The following is a 17,372-nucleotide window of genomic DNA, read 5'->3' on the forward strand; positions in this document are numbered from 1 at the left end:
TGAGTCGTTAATCAAAAAAACACAAAAAAATCAGCTTAAAATCAGCTTTCTTTACGCCGTTTGCAGGCGCAGCAATAAAGCGTGGACATGAGGCAGATCGACTTCGGCTTCGGCTTGTTTCTTGGCCATGATCAGATCCATTAAAGTATTGTCCGGCAATTCCATCAGGCGGCTGAAGGCATCCACTTCCTCATCTGTCAGGGATTCTTCATTGGCATCCAGAAAACGCGTCAAGATCAGATCGTTCTCCAGCAAACCGCGCCTTGCCCGCCACCGCAAACGCGCCCGCTTTACCGGGTCATTTTGATGGGATATAGCTTGTGACTCAGACATAATTAATTCTCTTCCATACTGACTATTTCATGCGGTTCTCAGCTTGCCTGGAAAACCGCATGAAATAGCAGCGATGTCCGGAGACATCGCTGATATCAACTTAAACTACAAACTTAGACTGCACGACGGACCATCAGTTCTTTAATCTTACCGATAGCACGGGTAGGATTCAGCCCCTTAGGACAGACGTCCACACAATTCATGATAGTGTGGCAACGGAACAAACGGTACGGATCTTCGAGGTTATCAAGACGCTCGCCAGTTGCCTGATCACGGGAATCAGCAATGAAGCGATAGGCCTGCAACAAACCTGCCGGACCAACGAATTTATCCGGATTCCACCAGAACGATGGACATGAAGTAGAGCAGCATGCGCACAGGATACACTCATACAAACCGTCAAGCTCTTCACGCTCTGCAGGAGACTGCAGACGTTCTTTTTCCGGAGGAATGGAATCATTCATCAGGTAAGGCTTAATAGAATTGTATTGCTTGAAGAATTGCGTCATATCCACGATCAGATCACGGATCACTGGCAAACCAGGCAAAGGACGCAAGACGATAGGCTCAGTCAGTTCGTTCAGGTTGGTGGTACAAGCCAAACCGTTTTTGCCATTGATGTTCATCGCATCAGAACCACACACACCTTCACGGCATGAGCGGCGCAGTGCCAGAGAATCATCAACGTCAGACTTGATACGCTGAAGAGCATCCAGCAACATCTTGTCAGTGTCTTGCAACTCAACGGTCAAGTCTTGCATGTAAGGCTTGGCATCCTTGTCCGGATCGTAGCGATAGATTTTAAATTTTAATGTACGTGCCATATCGGTATCTCTTTAGAATGTACGTGGTTTTGGTTTGAAGGGTTCTACGGTCAGTGGCTTAGTCACGACCGGCTTGTAGTCGAGGCGATTGCCTTCGGAATACCACAAGGTATGCTTCATCCAGTTAACGTCGTCGCGCTCTTCATAATCACGGTGTGCGTGAGCACCACGGGACTCTTTGCGTGCGGCGGCAGATGTAATCGTTGCTTTGGCAGTCTCGATCAGGTTATCCAGTTCCAGCGCTTCTACGCGTGCTGTATTGAAGACCTTGGATTTATCCTTGAAAGAAACATGCTTGCGACGCTCATCAAGCTCCATAATTTTCTTGTAGCCGGTTTGCAGCAATTCATCAGTACGGAACACGCCACAGTATTGCTGCATGCTGGCACGGATATCATTCGCAACATCCTGCACACGCTCGGAACCAGTGCTGCTTTCCAGCTTGGACAAGCGTGACAGCGCCAGATCAGCTGCATCAGCAGGCAAATCTTTGTTGCTGCGCTCTTTAAGCTTGCTGGCAACAACGTGGTTGCCGGCTGCGCGGCCAAACACCAGCAAATCGAGCAGAGAGTTAGTGCCCAGACGATTGGCACCATGCACGGATACACAGGCACACTCACCGATTGCATACAGACCGTTGACGATTTCACTACCACCATTTTTCGGCGCAACAACCTGACCATGAATATTGGTCGGGATACCACCCATTTGATAATGGATCGTAGGAACGACAGGAATCGGTTCCTTGGTCGCATCCACGTTGGCAAACTTGTGAGCAATTTCGAGAATGGACGGCAAACGTTTTTGAATCGTGTCAGCACCGATATGGCGCAAATCCAGCATGACGTGATCTTTATTCGGGCCACAGCCACGGCCTTCCTTGATTTCCTGATCCATGGAGCGGGAAACAAAGTCACGCGGAGCCAGATCTTTGTAGGTAGGAGCATAGCGCTCCATGAAGCGCTCACCCTGACTATTGATCAGAATACCGCCCTCACCGCGTACGCCTTCAGTAATCAAAACACCCGCGCCAGCCACACCGGTTGGATGAAATTGCCAGAATTCCATATCTTCCAGCGGCAGGCCGGCACGCGCTGCCATACCCATGCCATCACCGGTATTAATAAATGCATTGGTAGAAGCTGCCCAGATACGACCGGCACCGCCAGTGGCAAATATCGTGGTTTTAGCTTCCAGCATCATGACTTCGCCGGTTTCCATTTCCAGCGCAACGACACCCAGCACATCGCCATCCGCATCACGGATCAGGTCGATCGCCATCCACTCAACAAAGAAATGGGTACGGGCGCGCACATTGCGTTGATACAGCGTATGCAACAAGGCATGACCGGTACGGTCAGCCGCAGCACAAGCGCGCTGTACAGCTTTCTCACCAAAGTTGGCAGTATGACCACCAAATGGACGCTGGTAAATCGTGCCATCCGCATTGCGGTCAAATGGCATGCCGAAGTGCTCGAGTTCATAAACAACTTTTGGTGCTTCGCGACACATGAATTCGATCGCATCCTGGTCGCCCAGGTAATCAGAACCCTTGACCGTGTCAAACATATGCCAGTACCAATTGTCTTCTGACATATTACCGAGGGAAGCACCAATACCGCCCTGCGCAGCGACAGTATGGGAACGGGTAGGAAATACTTTAGACAATACGGCGACATTCAGGCCAGCTTCTGCCAGTTGCAGCGAAGCACGCATGCCAGAACCACCGGCACCAATGATGACCGCGTCAAAACGGCGGCTAGGGATTGTGGATTTAATTGCGGCCACTTTTATACTCTCCACAAAATCTGTGCAGCATAGCCAGCACAAGCAATCAGCCACAAGATAGTGGCAACTTGAAATACCAGACGCACAAATACATTGTGGGTCACATAATCCATCCAGATATCACGCATACCAACCCAGGCGTGATACAACAGGCAAACGACAACAGAGAATGTCGCCAGCTTGAACCATTGCATGGCGAAGATGCCTGTCCAGCCCGCCTGATTGAAATTTTTACCCGTCAAAAACAGACCAAGCAGAATGACGGTGTACAGTGCCATCACGATGGCAGTTACACGTTGTGCCAGCCAGTCACGCAAACCGTAACTCGCTCCCACGACCAGGCGCTTGGCGCCAATATTATTATTTGCCATTTAGAATACTCCGAACAGTTTCAAGGCTATCAATGCTGCCAGCACAAGACTGATCGCCAACACACTCACTGCTGATTGACGTGCGCTATCCTTGTCGAGGCCATAGTGCAAATCCATGAGCAAGTGACGCACACCAGCGCAAAAATGGTGCAGATAAGCCCAAGACAAAGCCAGGATGATCAACTTAACGAAAACACCAGATGTCAAAGCCTGCAGTTCGGCAAATGTCGCTTCCGATGTCAAACTCTTATCAAGCAAATACAAGATGAATGGCAACAACAGGAACATCAGCATTCCACTTGCCCGGTGCAAGATGGAAACGAAGCCTGCTAGCGGCAGCCGGTACCCGGTCGCATCTATCAAGCGCATTACACCAAAGCGTGGCTTGGTTTTTACTACTTCAGACATAAATAATCTCCCCATTAACTAGTCTGTACATAAACCTTGCAATTTTCGCTCATTTTGGTGCGTTGCACCAACAAAAATCATCACGATTAACAAAATATCGCTATCTTAAACCTAAAGCCCAACAGACGCAGAGCCTGCAAATACACAAGCACAAGCACCAGGTACACCTAAAAAACCACAGCAAATCAATTATCTGATTGATTTAACTCAATTCATTTCTGTAATGATGATTCATCGTCAGATACAGACCGCGACGCAACTCAACCGGCTTATCACCATACGTAAACGAAACACGTTCGACGTTGAGCAGAGGCATACCAACATCAACATTAAGCAAGCCCGCCACGGCCTCGTCAGCGCAAACGGCGCGGATTTGCTCAGACGCCCTGATCATGTGCGTACCAAATTCAGTTTCAAACAGACCGTACATGGGCCCCTTGTATTCATTCAGGCGCTCAGCCGTCAGACCTTTGAAGATGGAGCCTGGCAACCACAGATCATCAAGAATGGTGGGTACGCCAGAAAAAGACTGGACACGACGAATAAAAACAACCGAATCACCAGATTTGATATCCAGCAAACGCGCTACTTCAGCCGGTGCCCGCATACGCTTGACTTCAATGATGCGATTCTCGGGATAATGTGGCACGCCTTCATCAGGTGCCAATCGCAAAAAGCGAAATTGCGAACGCGCCTCATGGTGCGTTGCAACGAAAGTCCCCTTCCCCTGTCTGCGCACGACCAGGTTTTCTGCCGACAACTCATCAATCGCCTTGCGCACCGTACCCTGGCTAACCTTGAAACGGCTGGCCAACTCCATCTCACTGGGAATCAATTCCCCCGGCTTCCACTCTCCAGACTGCAGACTCTGGGTAATCAGGGCTTTGATCTGTTGATATAATGGACTGAAGGTGGGCGACGCGTTCAAGGATGAAGCAGGCGAAGCACCAACCCCGGCACCTGGAGTAGTCGGGGCAACAGTCGGATTATTTGCGGTTGGTATGATAGAGTTCATAGGCTGCAATTTCACCACAAAACTACCCGCCACGTCCAGAACAAACTACTAAGTGATATGTCTTATATAAGACATAAGATATTGATTGACACTTAGCCCCGCACGACCTAAACTTCCGTACAAATAGTTGGCGTCAGCACCAGCTATCAATCTGTCACGCACAGCTGCCACACCAAGCAATATAGTTCGAACGCTTTCAATGTAAAGGACGAAAACATGTTTGCAGCGGATTTTGGCTGACTGACAGGGCTTTCAACGGTATCATTAAGTGTTTTACATAGCGTCGGCATATCAGTCGCTGCAATTGTTTGAACATCGTTTTCACACCACTTCGGAGATGCATCATGGCGAAATCCCCTATGCGCGTAGCTGTAACCGGCGCCGCAGGCCAAATTGGCTATTCCCTTCTGTTCCGTATCGCCAATGGCGACATGCTGGGCAAAGACCAGCCAGTGATTCTGCAATTATTGGAAATTCCTGACGAAAAAGCCCAGAAAGCGCTGAAAGGCGTAATGATGGAAATTGACGACTGCGCATTCCCACTGTTGGCTGGCATGTCAGCTCACAGCGATCCAATGACAGCGTTTAAAGATATCGACGTAGCCCTGCTGGTTGGCGCCCGTCCACGCGGCCCAGGCATGGAACGCAAAGATCTGCTGGAAGCCAATGCACAAATCTTTACCGTCCAAGGCAAGGCACTGGATGCAGTAGCATCCCGCAATGTTAAAGTTCTGGTAGTTGGCAATCCAGCCAATACCAATGCTTACATCGCCATGAAATCGGCACCTTCCTTGCCAGCGAAAAACTTCACGGCAATGCTGCGTCTGGATCACAACCGCGCCCTGTCTCAAGTAGCTGCCAAAGTTGGCAAGCCAGTTGCTGCAGTTGAAAAACTGTGCGTCTGGGGCAATCATTCCCCAACCATGTACGCTGACTATCGCTTCGCGACAGTTGACGGCGCATCCGTCAAAGACCTGATCAATGACCAGGTCTGGAACAAGGACGTGTTCCTGCCTACGGTTGGCAAACGCGGCGCAGCGATTATCGAAGCACGCGGTCTGTCTTCTGCTGCCTCCGCAGCAAATGCAGCAATTGACCACGTACGTGACTGGCTGCTGGGCACAAACGGCAAATGGACTACCATGGGTATTCCTTCCGATGGCTCTTATGGCATCCCTGAAGGCACCATGTTCGGCTTCCCTGTAACAACAGAAAACGGCGAATACAAAATCGTTGAAGGCCTGGAAATCGACGAATTCTCCCGCGAGCGCATCAACATCACTCTCAAAGAATTGCAAGAAGAGCGTGATGGCGTCAAACATCTGGTAGGCTAATCAGGTCAAGGGGCAGATTCTGGCACTCGCTGGAATCTGTCTTGGTTTACGATGATATTTTAAGTAATGCACCCATCTACAGTACTTTTTCAGGATCAAATTGAACCGGTTATATTGCCGGTCTGCGACCATTACGCAGGATCTGAAAAATTGATGCGCAAATCAATTGCACTGCAACAGGAACTGGGTGGAGCTTTTGATATTACTCTCGATTGTGAAGACGGCGCAGCCGCTGGCAACGAGATCAATCACGCAAAGCTGGTCACAGCTTTGATCACCGGCACTGAAAACCATTATCAACGCCTGGGCGTGCGGGTACACGATGTGCGCCACCCCGCATTCGAGCAAGACTTGGAAATAATATTGCCAGCATGCGCTGATAAACTCGCCTATCTGGTTTTACCAAAAATAAATAATGCTGCCGAGTTGCAGGCTGCATTGCAGCGTGTCAATCATTTTGGCAAAAAAACCAATGGCCAGTTGATCCCCGTTCATGTCTTGATAGAAACCCATGGCGCACTGGCAGAAGTACAGCAAATTGCCGCCCTGCCCCAGGTAGAATGCCTGTCATTTGGCTTGATGGACTTTGTATCCTCCCATTTTGGCGCCATACCTGCAACTGCCATGCGCTCTCCCGGACAATTCACCCACCCGCTGGTTTTGCGCGCCAAGCTGGAAATCGCTGCGGCCTGCCACCGTTATGGCAAAGTCGCTTCGCACAATGTCACAACAGAAATCAGAGATGCAAGCGTGGCAGCAAATGATGCCCACCGCGCGGCAAGCGAATGTGGATATACACGCATGTGGAGCATACACCCGGACCAGATACGCCCCATCATTCAGGCATTTTCACCCAGTGAAAATGATATCCAGGATGCAACCGCCATCCTGACCCAGGCTAAAAATCAGGCATGGGGACCAATACAATGGCGCGGCCAGTTACATGACAGGGCCAGTTACCGTTATTATTGGACAATTTTAAGAAGGGCCCAGTCAGGGTCATTTGTTTTACCGGCAGCAGCACAAGAGTTACTTTAGGAGACACCATGAAATTACTTTCTTTTATCAGCCTGGCATTTGCAGCATGCGCCATCCTTGCAGCCAATGCCAATGCAGTGGAAGCACCACGCAGCAAGATCAAATCCACAGCAAAGGCTGCAAAACCTGCCGCTGCGCAGGCAGCAAAAGAAGATGACGAGCCGGAACCGGACGTGGCCCTGCATAAGAATTTCGAGTACAAGTGCGAACTCGGCAATTTTCTGACCATGTACACCAATCCTGAGGATGCCGACCATGTGGCCATGCGCTGGAAAAAACGCCTGTACCGCCTGACCAAAGTTGACACCACGACGGGTGCCGTACGTTTTGAAAACCGTAAAGCCGGCTTTATCTGGATAGGTATTCCCGCCAAAGGCTTGTTACTGGATTCTCATAAGGGTCAGCAATTGGCCAATGAATGCAAGACAGAAGCAGCATCTCTGGCTGAAGTTAATAGCAACAACAATAGCGGCACGGCGCAAGTCAAGTAAGTTTTAATACTTGAAATATTTTAGAACAGGCAATATCGAATATTCACTCCAATCACATTGTCTGGCTGACATAAGTGGATATTGCGACAATTTGATTTAACTATTTTTCGATCGTTGATTTTTGTAAATAAGAGGAAGAGCCATGAGCCAAAATGCGTACAAAGATGCATTCAAAACCCTGAAAGATTTTAAAATTTCAGACACCAAGAAAGGCAAGTTCTTTTCCCTGCCTGCATTGGAAAAAAATCTCGGCGTAAAAATTTCACGCCTGCCAGTCTCCATCCGCATCGTCCTGGAATCGGTACTGCGTAACTGTGACGGCAAAAAAGTTACTGAAGAACACGTCAAGCAACTGGCGAATTGGGGCGCTACCGCTGCCCGCACTGACGAAATCCCTTTCGTTGTTTCGCGCGTTGTCTTGCAGGATTTTACTGGCGTTCCTTTGCTGGCCGATCTGGCCGCCATGCGTAACGTCGCTGCCAAACAAGGCAAAAATGCAAAAAATATCGAACCCTTGGTACCAGTTGATCTGGTAGTTGATCACTCCGTACAAATCGATCATTTCCGCGAAAAGAAAGCGCTGGACCTGAACATGAAACTGGAATTCCAGCGCAATAACGAGCGCTACCAGTTCATGAAATGGGGTATGCAGGCATTTGATACTTTTGGCGTGGTTCCTCCAGGCTTTGGTATCGTCCACCAGGTTAACCTGGAATATCTGGCACGTGGCGTACACAAAGCCAAAGATGCCAAGAAAAATGAAATCTTCTATCCAGACACACTGGTAGGTACAGATTCCCACACCACCATGATCAACGGCATTGGCGTTGTTGGCTGGGGTGTTGGTGGTATTGAAGCAGAAGCCGGCATGCTGGGTCAGCCAGTTTACTTCCTGACGCCAGACGTAGTTGGTGTCAACCTGACTGGCGCGTTGCGTGAAGGTTGTACCGCAACGGATCTGGTATTGACGATCACTGAATTGCTGCGCAAAGCCAAGGTCGTTGGCAAGTTTGTTGAATTTTTTGGCGAAGGCACACGCTCACTGTCTCTGACAGACCGCGCAACAATCGCCAACATGGCACCAGAATACGGCGCCACGATGGGCTTCTTCCCGGTTGATGAAGCAACGATAGATTACTTTAAAGGTACAGGCCGCACCAAGGCAGAAATCGACGCATTTGAAGGCTATTTCAAAGCCCAGAAAATGTTCGGCATCCCTGCTGCCGGCGATATTGACTACACGACAGAAATCTCCCTGGACCTCTCCACAGTTGCACCATCCCTGGCTGGCCCTAAACGCCCACAAGACCGTATCGAAATCGGTAACGTCAAATCGACTTTTGCAGACCTGTTCTCGAAACCGACTTCCGAAAACGGCTTTAACAAAAAAGCAGAAGACCTGGATGCGGTTTACACCAATACTGATGGCGTCAAAGTTAAAAATGGCGACGTATTGATTGCTGCAATTACCTCCTGCACCAACACATCCAATCCTAGCGTCTTGCTGGCGGCTGGTTTGCTGGCCAAGAAAGCGGTTGAAGCCGGTTTGAAAGTTGCACCGCATATCAAAACTTCGCTGGCTCCCGGCTCTCGCGTTGTCACCAAATACCTGGAAGCAGCAGGCCTCCTGCCTTACCTGGAAAAACTCGGTTTCGGTGTCACGGCCTATGGTTGCACAACCTGTATCGGTAATGCCGGTGACCTGACACCAGCGATGAATGAAGCAATTGCTGCCAATGACATCGTGGCATCTGCCATCCTGTCTGGTAACCGCAACTTCGAAGCACGCATACATCCGAATATCCGCTCCAACTTCCTGGCCTCACCTCCTTTGGTCGTTGCATACGCCATCGCTGGCAACATGACCAGAGACTTGATGACAGAGCCAGTTGGCCGTGTTAAAGGCAAGGATATTTTCCTGGGCGACATCTGGCCTACCAGCGCAGAAATCAGCAAGCTGATGAAATTTGCGATGAATTCCAAAACCTTCAAGGAAAACTACGCAGACGTCAAAGGTGCTCCAGGCAAGCTGTGGGAAAACATCAAAGGCGTTGCAGAAGGCGATGTCTACAACTGGCCTGCTTCCACTTACATTGCTGAACCACCATTCTTTGCTGACTTCACGATGGAACCAAAAGCAGCCGCGACCGGCATCACTGGCGCACGCGCACTGGGCGTGTTCGGTGACTCCATCACGACTGACCATATCTCCCCAGCTGGCTCCATCAAGGAATCCAGCCCTGCAGGTAAATGGCTGAAAGAAAACGGCGTTTTGAAAGCCGATTTCAATTCCTACGGCTCACGTCGCGGTAACCATGAAATCATGATGCGCGGCACATTTGCCAACGTACGTATCAAGAACCTGATGATCCCGGCCAAAGAAGACGGCTCCCGCGTTGAAGGCGGCGAAACCTTGTTCCAGCCAACTGGTGAACCTATGGCGATCTATGACGCAGCGATGAAGTATGTTGCTGACGGCGTGCCTACCATGATTTTCGGTGGCGAAGAATATGGTACAGGTTCTTCCCGTGACTGGGCAGCAAAAGGTACGCAATTGCTGGGCGTTAAAGCAGTGATTGCACGTTCTTTTGAACGTATCCATCGTTCCAACCTGGTTGGTATGGGTGTATTGCCACTGCAATTTATCGGCACTGACAGTGTTGATACCTTGGGCATCACTGGCAATGAATCTTTCGACCTGAAAGGCATAGAAGATGATATCAAGCCACAACAAGAAGTGACTCTGGTGATCCATCGCGCCAACGGCGAAACGAAAGATGTCAAAGTATTGTTGCGTATTGATACACCTATCGAAGTTGACTACTACAAACATGGCGGTATTTTGCCATTTGTATTGCGTCAATTGCTGGCAGCCTAAGAACCTGTTTCGATCTTACTACACGAGCGTGATCGGGGCTCATGTGCTGCTCAAAATGCTCATGTACTAGAGTACATTCCGCTTTTTGCGCTGCGTTTTTGTTACCCTAACCCCGCTGACGCTCGCTACAGATTGCAAACAGGTCTAAGAGCTTCATGCAAACCCATCCCTGCTTGCAGGGATGAATTGAAAAAGAGTGAATTTCGATGGAAATTCACTCTTTTTTATTTGGTTTTTCTTTCATTGCATGGACATGCAAGAATGATGTAAGCAAGTACCTCTAAGCTTAAGCCATCTTATACACAGGGCTTACGCAAAATCGCCCCAGCTGCGTTGCAGCTCCTGGCCGTACTTAAAAGTACTGTCTTCGTCGCTGATGCCTTGCTGGGTCAATTTTGCGTAAGCCCTGATAAATTCAACTCTGGAGACAATTATGTGGAAAATTCTCGTCGGCTTTATTATTTTTGCAGCCGCTGCCCTGTTCCTGATTTTTAAAGCAGGCGATAAAGTCGATATGCAAGGTGAAGCTGCCGGCCACAATCCGACTGAAGTTCACTCTGCTTCTGCCAGTGCCTCAGAACCTGCCCCGGCGAGCCTGCCAGCCGCAGCATCGGCAGCAAGCACCACTGCACCAGCGCCTGACGCGGCGGCAAGTAGCACCAGCAAATAAATCTTTATTGAAGACAAAGGCTGTCTGAATAACAGCCTGGCAGCCTTTGTCTTTACGCCAGCGTCGCCAAAGCCTGTTCTATATCGGCAATCAGGTCTTGCGTATCTTCCAGACCTATATTGAAACGCACCAAAATCCCCGGCTCAGACCAGTTGGTACGCATATACTGCATGCGATAGGGTATGCACAAGCTATGCGCTCCACCCCAGCTATAGCCCAATTTGAACAATTTCAGGCTATCGACAAAGCGGTCGGTTTGCTCCTCACTATACTCCGCATCAAACAACACTGAAAACAAACCCCCGGCGCCAGTAAAGTCACGCTGCCAAATCTCATGCCCGGGACAATCTGGCAATGCCGGATGTAAAACCTTGCCGATTTCTGGCCTGCCCGCCAACCATGAAGCAATTTTGCGCGCACTTTGATCATGTGCATTAAATCGTAGTTGCATGGTCGGCAAATTACGCAGGACCAGGTAGACATCATCCATACCCACCCCAAAGCCCAGCCGCATGTGCGCCATCTGCAAACGGGTATTGAGTGCCTTGTCGCGGGTAATAACTGCCCCCATCAACACATCTGAACCGCCGCTTTGATATTTAGTCAGCGCCTGCATGATGATATCTACGCCATGCTCAAAGGCAGAGAACGCAATACCCGCAGACCAGGTATTATCCAGAGCCACCAGTACTCCGCGCGCATGGGCAGCAGCGCATATCGCTGGCACATCTGGCACTTCCATCGACACTGAACCCGGCGCCTCCACCCAGATAAGGCGGGTGCCTTCTTCTATCAATGCGGCAATGCCATCGCCGATCAAAGGATCGTAATACCGCACACTGACACCAAAACTGCGCGACAGCCAATCAGCCTGATCACGGCTGGGGCCATAGACATTTTCCGGTATCAATACATGGTCACCGCTTTGCAGAAAAGCCATATTCACCAGCGTGATCGCGGCCAGGCCACTGGGCGCCAGCAGGCAATACTCGCCCCTCTCTATTTCTGCCAGCCGTGCTTCCAAGGTAAAACTGGTCGGAGTGCCGTGCAAGCCATAGGTATAAGCCGACTTATCCTGCCAGCTACGCTCACGCATGGCCGCGACATCGTTGAACAAGACTGTGGACGCATGATGTATGGCTACAGGAAAGGCAGCAAAGCCGTCTGGCGCGACATATTCATTGTGGATGATGCCGGTATTAAATCCTGGCTCTGGCTTTTTATTTTCTGACATGCTGATTCCTGATTTTTGATTCGCAAGCAACTCAAAATGTGTTCATTGTATCCGTCACATGTTAGCGCAAATACCGCACATCATTCCATGATGGCAAAAAAGACGCTTAAAGCGTCTTTTTGTTTGAACATCATATGCTTCAAAAGAACAAATCCCTGGCAGCAAATGAGCTGATTTATTTTTTTGAAAGCTCGTTAATTATTTCACTTTCCGTCAAATTGATATTGCTGACAGCACCATCATCAAGCAAAATTTTTCTGGCAATGAGATCGTTACCCGGAGCTAAAACCGTAAAATGCGACGCACCTTTTACAGAAAGGAATCGAATATGTGGATTGGTGGATTTACTGCGCATCAATTCCAAAGAATCGATATTCCCACTCACTCCCTCAATAATAAATAAAGGGCTTTGGACTGACGGCAGCCAGTAATATGGTGCACGCACTATCTGATCTGCATAAGTCATTTTATCAAAATTGACAGGCATTAATTTCCCATAGGAGCGCAAATTAGCTACAGGACCAAATGAAAAAATTGCCCTGAAGCGTTTGCTGGCTTCTGCCGTCATCAATACAAGAGAGCCACCAGTACTATGGCCACCGAGATAAATCCGTGCTGGATCAATCCATGGCTGTTGCGCCAGATAATCTGCCGCTGCCAGCACATCATCAATCTCACCAAAGTGAGCCTCATGTTTGCCCGGATTATCATTCCCACCACGTAAAGTCGGGAACATCATTGCAATGCCAGCTCTTTGATAGGACAAGGCTGATTGATCATTTGATCTTGGCATACCCCTGGACAAAGTTGTTCCATCAATTGAATTACTGTCACCACCAGTAATCCAGATAATGGCGGGATGTTTCTTCCCATCTTTAGGATCTGGAGTCAGCATGGCAGCGAGCGGCCCAACTGCCGACTGATAACGCACCGCCTTAAATAGACTATCCGGCGAGTTGCCTACTGGGCTGCGATCGTCGCCTTCATAGCTTACCTGGGTCTTGAACTGCTTACGAAAAGTAGAGAAGGATGCAGGATTTGGCGCGCTATCAGCAAACACAGATTGAGAAAACGAAACCGCCAGCAAAGCAAGTGCGCAGAATTTTTTTATAACAAGCATTTTTTTAAATCATGAAAAATAATGCCCGGAGTTTAACACTGGAGGCTTATCTAAAGTGCAAACAAATCATAGCCACAAAAAATATCACCCTGGGTTTATTTGATAAAAGATCGTGCGGGATTGAGGCAAACACTAGAGAGCAGATATTGCAGACGCATTACACGCCTGCAATCATGCTTTGAAAGCGCATAAATAAAGTACCAGACCGGACACTTTATTTAACAGAAGAAGTTTTGACTTTTTTGATTTTTGGAGTTGGCACCAATTCCAGCACAAACTCTTTGCTGACTTTGCCATCATCCGATTGCCACACACCACGAATGACATTGTCCTTGAGTTCGCCATCCCACTGGCCGGACACATCTACACCGTCTTCAGACTCTTCCATACTGAGTTTGTTTTTACTGACTTCGCCTGCCAGCAAAATCTTTTTACCATGATTGCGCTTGCCACCCGCTACGACATAAGAGCCTTCTACGCTATCGCGGTCTTCAGGTTTGGGTTGTATGTGCATGCGAATTCTGTCATTACCCATCGTGCCACGCAATTCAATTGCACCGGCAAAAAAAGGATTGGACATAGGTGCAAAACCTGGCTTCACTGCAGGAACAGGCTCAATCTTGTTTTGCTCCTGAGCCTGAACCATAAACCCTGACAGCAAGGCCAACGGCAATAAAACGACATGTAAAAATCTCATCAGACTGCTTCGCCCCACAGATCATGGGCATCAGCCGCAGTAATTTTTACATCAACGAATTCACCTACCTTGAGTTTGCGATGTGGCTCGAAAGGTGGCTTGACATAGACGACGCCATCAATCTCTGGCGCGTCAGCAGAACTACGGCCCACGCCACCGCTACGGTCAAGAGAGTCAATCAGCACGCGCATGGTTTTACCGATTTTTGCCTGCAGGCGTTTTTTTGATATGCCTTCCTGCAACTCCATGACGCGGCGACGACGGTCTTCACGCACCTCATCTGGCAATTGATTGGCGATTTCATTAGCCGTCGCTCCTTCAACTGGCGAATAGGCAAAACAGCCCAGACGGTCAATCTCCGCTTCCTTGAGGAAGTCGAGCAGGTATTCAAACTCTTCTTCTGTCTCGCCAGGGAAGCCGGCGATGAAGGTAGAACGTATCGTGATCTCAGGGCACATTTCACGCCAGGCCTTGATGCGTTCTATATTTTTTTCACCACTGGCCGGACGCTTCATGCGTTTCAACACGTCAGGGTGAGCATGTTGCAAAGGCACATCCAGATAAGGCAGAACATGGCCGTTGTTCATGAAAGGAATGATCTGGTCTACATGCGGATATGGGTAAACGTAATGCAGGCGCACCCAGGCATCGTGCTGCCTGGCCAGCTCCCCCAAGGCTTCTACCAGCTGCGTCATATGGGTTTTGACTGGTTTGCCATTCCAGAAACCCATGCGGAATTTGATATCCACACCATAGGCGCTGGTGTCCTGGGAAATCACCAGTAATTCCTTGACGCCAGCCTTGAACAGATTTTCTGCTTCCATCATGACATCGGCAATCGGACGAGATACCAGGTCGCCACGCATGGACGGGATAATGCAGAAACTGCAGCGATGGTTACAGCCTTCGGATATTTTCAGATAGGCAAAATGCTTGGGTGTCAGTTTGACACCTTGTGGCGGCACCAGGTCCATGAAAGGCTCATGCGGCTTGGGCAAATGCTTGTGCACTGCCGCCATGACTTCGCCTACTGCATGCGGGCCAGTCACCTCAAGTACTTTAGGGTGAATGGACTGTATCATGTCCTTGCCGTCAGCACCTTTTTTTGCGCCCAGACAACCAGTTACGATGACCCTGCCGTTTTCAGCCAAAGCCTCGCCTATCGCGTCCAGTGATTCCTGCACAGCGGCATCAATGAAGCCACAGGTGTTGACGATGACCAAATCAGCGCCGTCATAGGATTTGGCAGTGTCATAACCTTCGGCACGCAACTGAGTCAGGATTTGTTCGGAATCGACGAGCGCCTTCGGACAACCCAGGGACACAAATCCCACCTTGTGGGTAGCAGGCATTTCTTGACGACGAATTTCTGAGATAGACATAAGGGAGTAATTAATAACGAAATAAGAGCAAAAAGGGTACAAAAGCGAATCCGCTATTGTACCCTTTTTGCCAGCCCAACTTGCCGCATCTGTGATAATTTCCTGAAGAATCATGGGCTTAAGTCAGAATACAGGCCTGTTCAACTTGAATATTATTTACTTTTTATTCACATCTTCGGGATTGAACGGGAAGACATTGAACATGTTTTTTGCCTGGCTTTGCATTTGTTCTTGCATTTGCACAAACAAATTCTTGCTCTGTTCTATGTAGTTACCCATCATACCCTGCATCATCGGGCCCTGTACATTCATGAACTGGGTCCACATTTCAGGGCTGAAAGGCTTGCCCTCATAGATGCCCTTGGAATTCTCGGCCAGCTTGTTCTGGATATCGATAAAGGCCTGGACGTTTTTTTCCAGATAATTACCCATCATGCCTTGCATGGCATGACCATAGTAACGAATGATTTGCGACAAAACGACGCTGGAGAACATGGGTGAGCCACCCGCCTCTTCCTCCAAAATGATTTGCAACAGTATGCTGCGTGTCAGATCTTCGCCAGTTTTTGCATCGACTACTGCGAAATCATCGTTTTCCAGTACAAACTGTTTGACATCTACCAGCGTGATATAGCTACTGGTTTGCGTGTCGTACAGACGACGGTTAGGATATTTCTTGATCAGATGCTGTGTTGATTTTTTTGCGCTATTCATTGAGATCTCAGTTAAACACTTCGATATCCTGCCACTTTACGAGGATCACTCTTCAAAGCAGCACAGACTATTCACGCAAACATGATTCTTGTTCTGGCCCGGCCAAAACAGCTTTCATGTTTGTCCCCTTTTTTTATATCTTGTATTTTGCAGCCTGCAAAAGATATGCCCATCGAAATCTTGCGACTCTGATGGGCATATTTTACCGCACTGCAGAAGAAAGACAGCAATCAGGGAGGCTAAAAAGCCAATTTAAAAAATTTATTCTAATTCCTGACCATTCCTGAGTTAGCGCGGTGATTAACCCATGTGCAAACCACCATTGATGGAAAAGTCTGAACCAGTGGCATAACCACCTTCATCAGATGCAATCCAGGCAACAATAGAGGCAATCTCTTCGGGCTCAGCCAGACGTTTGACAGGGATGCCAGCCACAATTTTTTCCAGCACGTCAGGCCGTATGGCCTTAACCATGTCAGTACCGACATAGCCTGGGGATACTGTATTGACCGTCACACCCTTGGTTGCCACTTCCTGTGCCAGGGCCATGGAGAAACCATGAATACCGGCTTTGGCCGTTGAGTAGTTAGTCTGACCAAACTGGCCTTTTTGACCATTGACAGAAGAAATATTGATGATACGACCCCAACCGCGGTCCACCATGCCATCAATGACTTGCTTGGTGACGTTGAACAGGGAATTCAAATTGGTATCCATGACAGCATCCCAATCTGCCTTGCTCATCTTGCGGAACTGGCCGTCGCGGGTGATACCGGCATTATTGACCAATACATCCACTTCGCCAATTTCTGCCCTGACTTTTTCAAAGGCTGCCTTGGTTGATTCCCAATCTGACACATTACCTTCAGAAGCATGAATATCCAGGCCTTCAGCGCGCATATCTGCCAGCCATTTATCTTTACGGGCTGAATTGGGACCACAACCGGCAACCACTGTATAGCCGTCTTTGCACAGGCGCCTGCAAATTGGAGTTCCAATACCACCCATACCACCAGTAACATAAGCAACACGTTTTGACATACTTGTTCTCCTCATTGAATTTTAATTACTTAAC

17 protein-coding genes are annotated in these 17,372 nt (G+C 48.9%); 5 read left to right on the forward strand and 12 right to left on the reverse strand.

What is annotated here, in order from left to right:
- Positions 1-51: 51 nt before the first annotated feature.
- The 6 genes from AC07OI_RS04270 to AC07OI_RS04295 all read right to left on the reverse strand — a co-directional run bounded on the left by AC07OI_RS04270 (position 52) and on the right by AC07OI_RS04295 (position 4,739).
- Positions 52-333: an FAD assembly factor SdhE gene (locus tag AC07OI_RS04270; RefSeq protein WP_186951575.1), complete on the reverse strand. Its 282-nt coding sequence runs from the start codon at positions 331-333 to the stop codon at positions 52-54.
- Between the two features lie 113 nt (positions 334-446).
- Positions 447-1,157, reverse strand: a complete 711-nt coding sequence (locus AC07OI_RS04275; protein ID WP_162059130.1) for a succinate dehydrogenase iron-sulfur subunit — start codon at positions 1,155-1,157, stop codon at positions 447-449.
- A 12-nt stretch (positions 1,158-1,169) separates the two neighbouring features.
- Complete coding sequence (sdhA, locus tag AC07OI_RS04280) at positions 1,170-2,945, reverse strand: succinate dehydrogenase flavoprotein subunit (protein WP_492702993.1); 1,776 nt, start codon at positions 2,943-2,945, stop codon at positions 1,170-1,172.
- A gap of 2 nt (positions 2,946-2,947) precedes the next feature.
- A complete protein-coding gene (gene sdhD, locus AC07OI_RS04285) occupies positions 2,948-3,316 on the reverse strand; it encodes a succinate dehydrogenase, hydrophobic membrane anchor protein (RefSeq protein WP_495256400.1) in 369 nt (122 codons plus the stop codon).
- Positions 3,317-3,724: a succinate dehydrogenase, cytochrome b556 subunit gene (gene sdhC / locus AC07OI_RS04290; protein ID WP_492702991.1), complete on the reverse strand. Its 408-nt coding sequence runs from the start codon at positions 3,722-3,724 to the stop codon at positions 3,317-3,319. It abuts the gene before it with no gap.
- Positions 3,725-3,926: 202 nt separating this feature from the next.
- Positions 3,927-4,739 (reverse strand): GntR family transcriptional regulator, encoded by an 813-nt coding sequence (locus AC07OI_RS04295; protein ID WP_492702990.1) that lies wholly within the window; start codon positions 4,737-4,739, stop codon positions 3,927-3,929.
- Between the two features lie 344 nt (positions 4,740-5,083).
- Between AC07OI_RS04295 and AC07OI_RS04300 the strand changes: the two genes are divergently transcribed.
- The 5 genes from AC07OI_RS04300 to AC07OI_RS04320 all read left to right on the forward strand — a co-directional run bounded on the left by AC07OI_RS04300 (position 5,084) and on the right by AC07OI_RS04320 (position 11,150).
- Complete coding sequence (locus tag AC07OI_RS04300; protein ID WP_186951580.1) at positions 5,084-6,073, forward strand: malate dehydrogenase; 990 nt, start codon at positions 5,084-5,086, stop codon at positions 6,071-6,073.
- A 66-nt stretch (positions 6,074-6,139) separates the two neighbouring features.
- Positions 6,140-7,111, forward strand: a complete 972-nt coding sequence (locus tag AC07OI_RS04305; RefSeq protein ID WP_495256401.1) for an HpcH/HpaI aldolase/citrate lyase family protein — start codon at positions 6,140-6,142, stop codon at positions 7,109-7,111.
- A gap of 8 nt (positions 7,112-7,119) precedes the next feature.
- A complete protein-coding gene (locus AC07OI_RS04310; protein WP_492702988.1) occupies positions 7,120-7,602 on the forward strand; it encodes a hypothetical protein in 483 nt (160 codons plus the stop codon).
- A 142-nt stretch (positions 7,603-7,744) separates the two neighbouring features.
- Complete coding sequence (gene acnA, locus AC07OI_RS04315; RefSeq protein WP_495256402.1) at positions 7,745-10,480, forward strand: aconitate hydratase AcnA; 2,736 nt, start codon at positions 7,745-7,747, stop codon at positions 10,478-10,480.
- 433 nt (positions 10,481-10,913) lie between these two features.
- Complete coding sequence (locus tag AC07OI_RS04320) at positions 10,914-11,150, forward strand: hypothetical protein (protein ID WP_492702986.1); 237 nt, start codon at positions 10,914-10,916, stop codon at positions 11,148-11,150.
- Between the two features lie 52 nt (positions 11,151-11,202).
- Here the strand turns inward: AC07OI_RS04320 and AC07OI_RS04325 are convergent, their stop codons facing one another.
- From AC07OI_RS04325 to AC07OI_RS04350, 6 genes are all read right to left on the reverse strand, one after another.
- Entirely contained in the window at positions 11,203-12,384 is a 1,182-nt protein-coding gene (locus tag AC07OI_RS04325) for a cystathionine beta-lyase (RefSeq protein WP_495256403.1), read from the reverse strand.
- Positions 12,385-12,559: 175 nt separating this feature from the next.
- Positions 12,560-13,504, reverse strand: a complete 945-nt coding sequence (locus AC07OI_RS04330) for an alpha/beta hydrolase family protein (RefSeq protein ID WP_495256404.1) — start codon at positions 13,502-13,504, stop codon at positions 12,560-12,562.
- A gap of 214 nt (positions 13,505-13,718) precedes the next feature.
- A complete protein-coding gene (locus tag AC07OI_RS04335) occupies positions 13,719-14,201 on the reverse strand; it encodes a hypothetical protein (RefSeq protein ID WP_495256405.1) in 483 nt (160 codons plus the stop codon).
- Complete coding sequence (gene rimO / locus AC07OI_RS04340; RefSeq protein WP_492702983.1) at positions 14,201-15,583, reverse strand: 30S ribosomal protein S12 methylthiotransferase RimO; 1,383 nt, start codon at positions 15,581-15,583, stop codon at positions 14,201-14,203. Before rimO ends, AC07OI_RS04335 begins: the two co-directional genes overlap by 1 nt.
- A 156-nt stretch (positions 15,584-15,739) precedes the next feature.
- Positions 15,740-16,297 carry a polyhydroxyalkanoate synthesis repressor PhaR gene (gene phaR / locus AC07OI_RS04345; protein ID WP_422941495.1) on the reverse strand — a complete coding sequence of 186 codons (558 nt, stop codon included), beginning with the start codon at positions 16,295-16,297 and terminating at the stop codon, positions 15,740-15,742.
- A 300-nt stretch (positions 16,298-16,597) separates the two neighbouring features.
- A complete protein-coding gene (locus tag AC07OI_RS04350; protein ID WP_110253708.1) occupies positions 16,598-17,338 on the reverse strand; it encodes a 3-ketoacyl-ACP reductase in 741 nt (246 codons plus the stop codon).
- Between the last annotated feature and the right edge of the window lie 34 nt (positions 17,339-17,372).

The sequence above is a fragment of the Undibacterium sp. GW821-FHT07F11 genome (assembly GCF_059418665.1).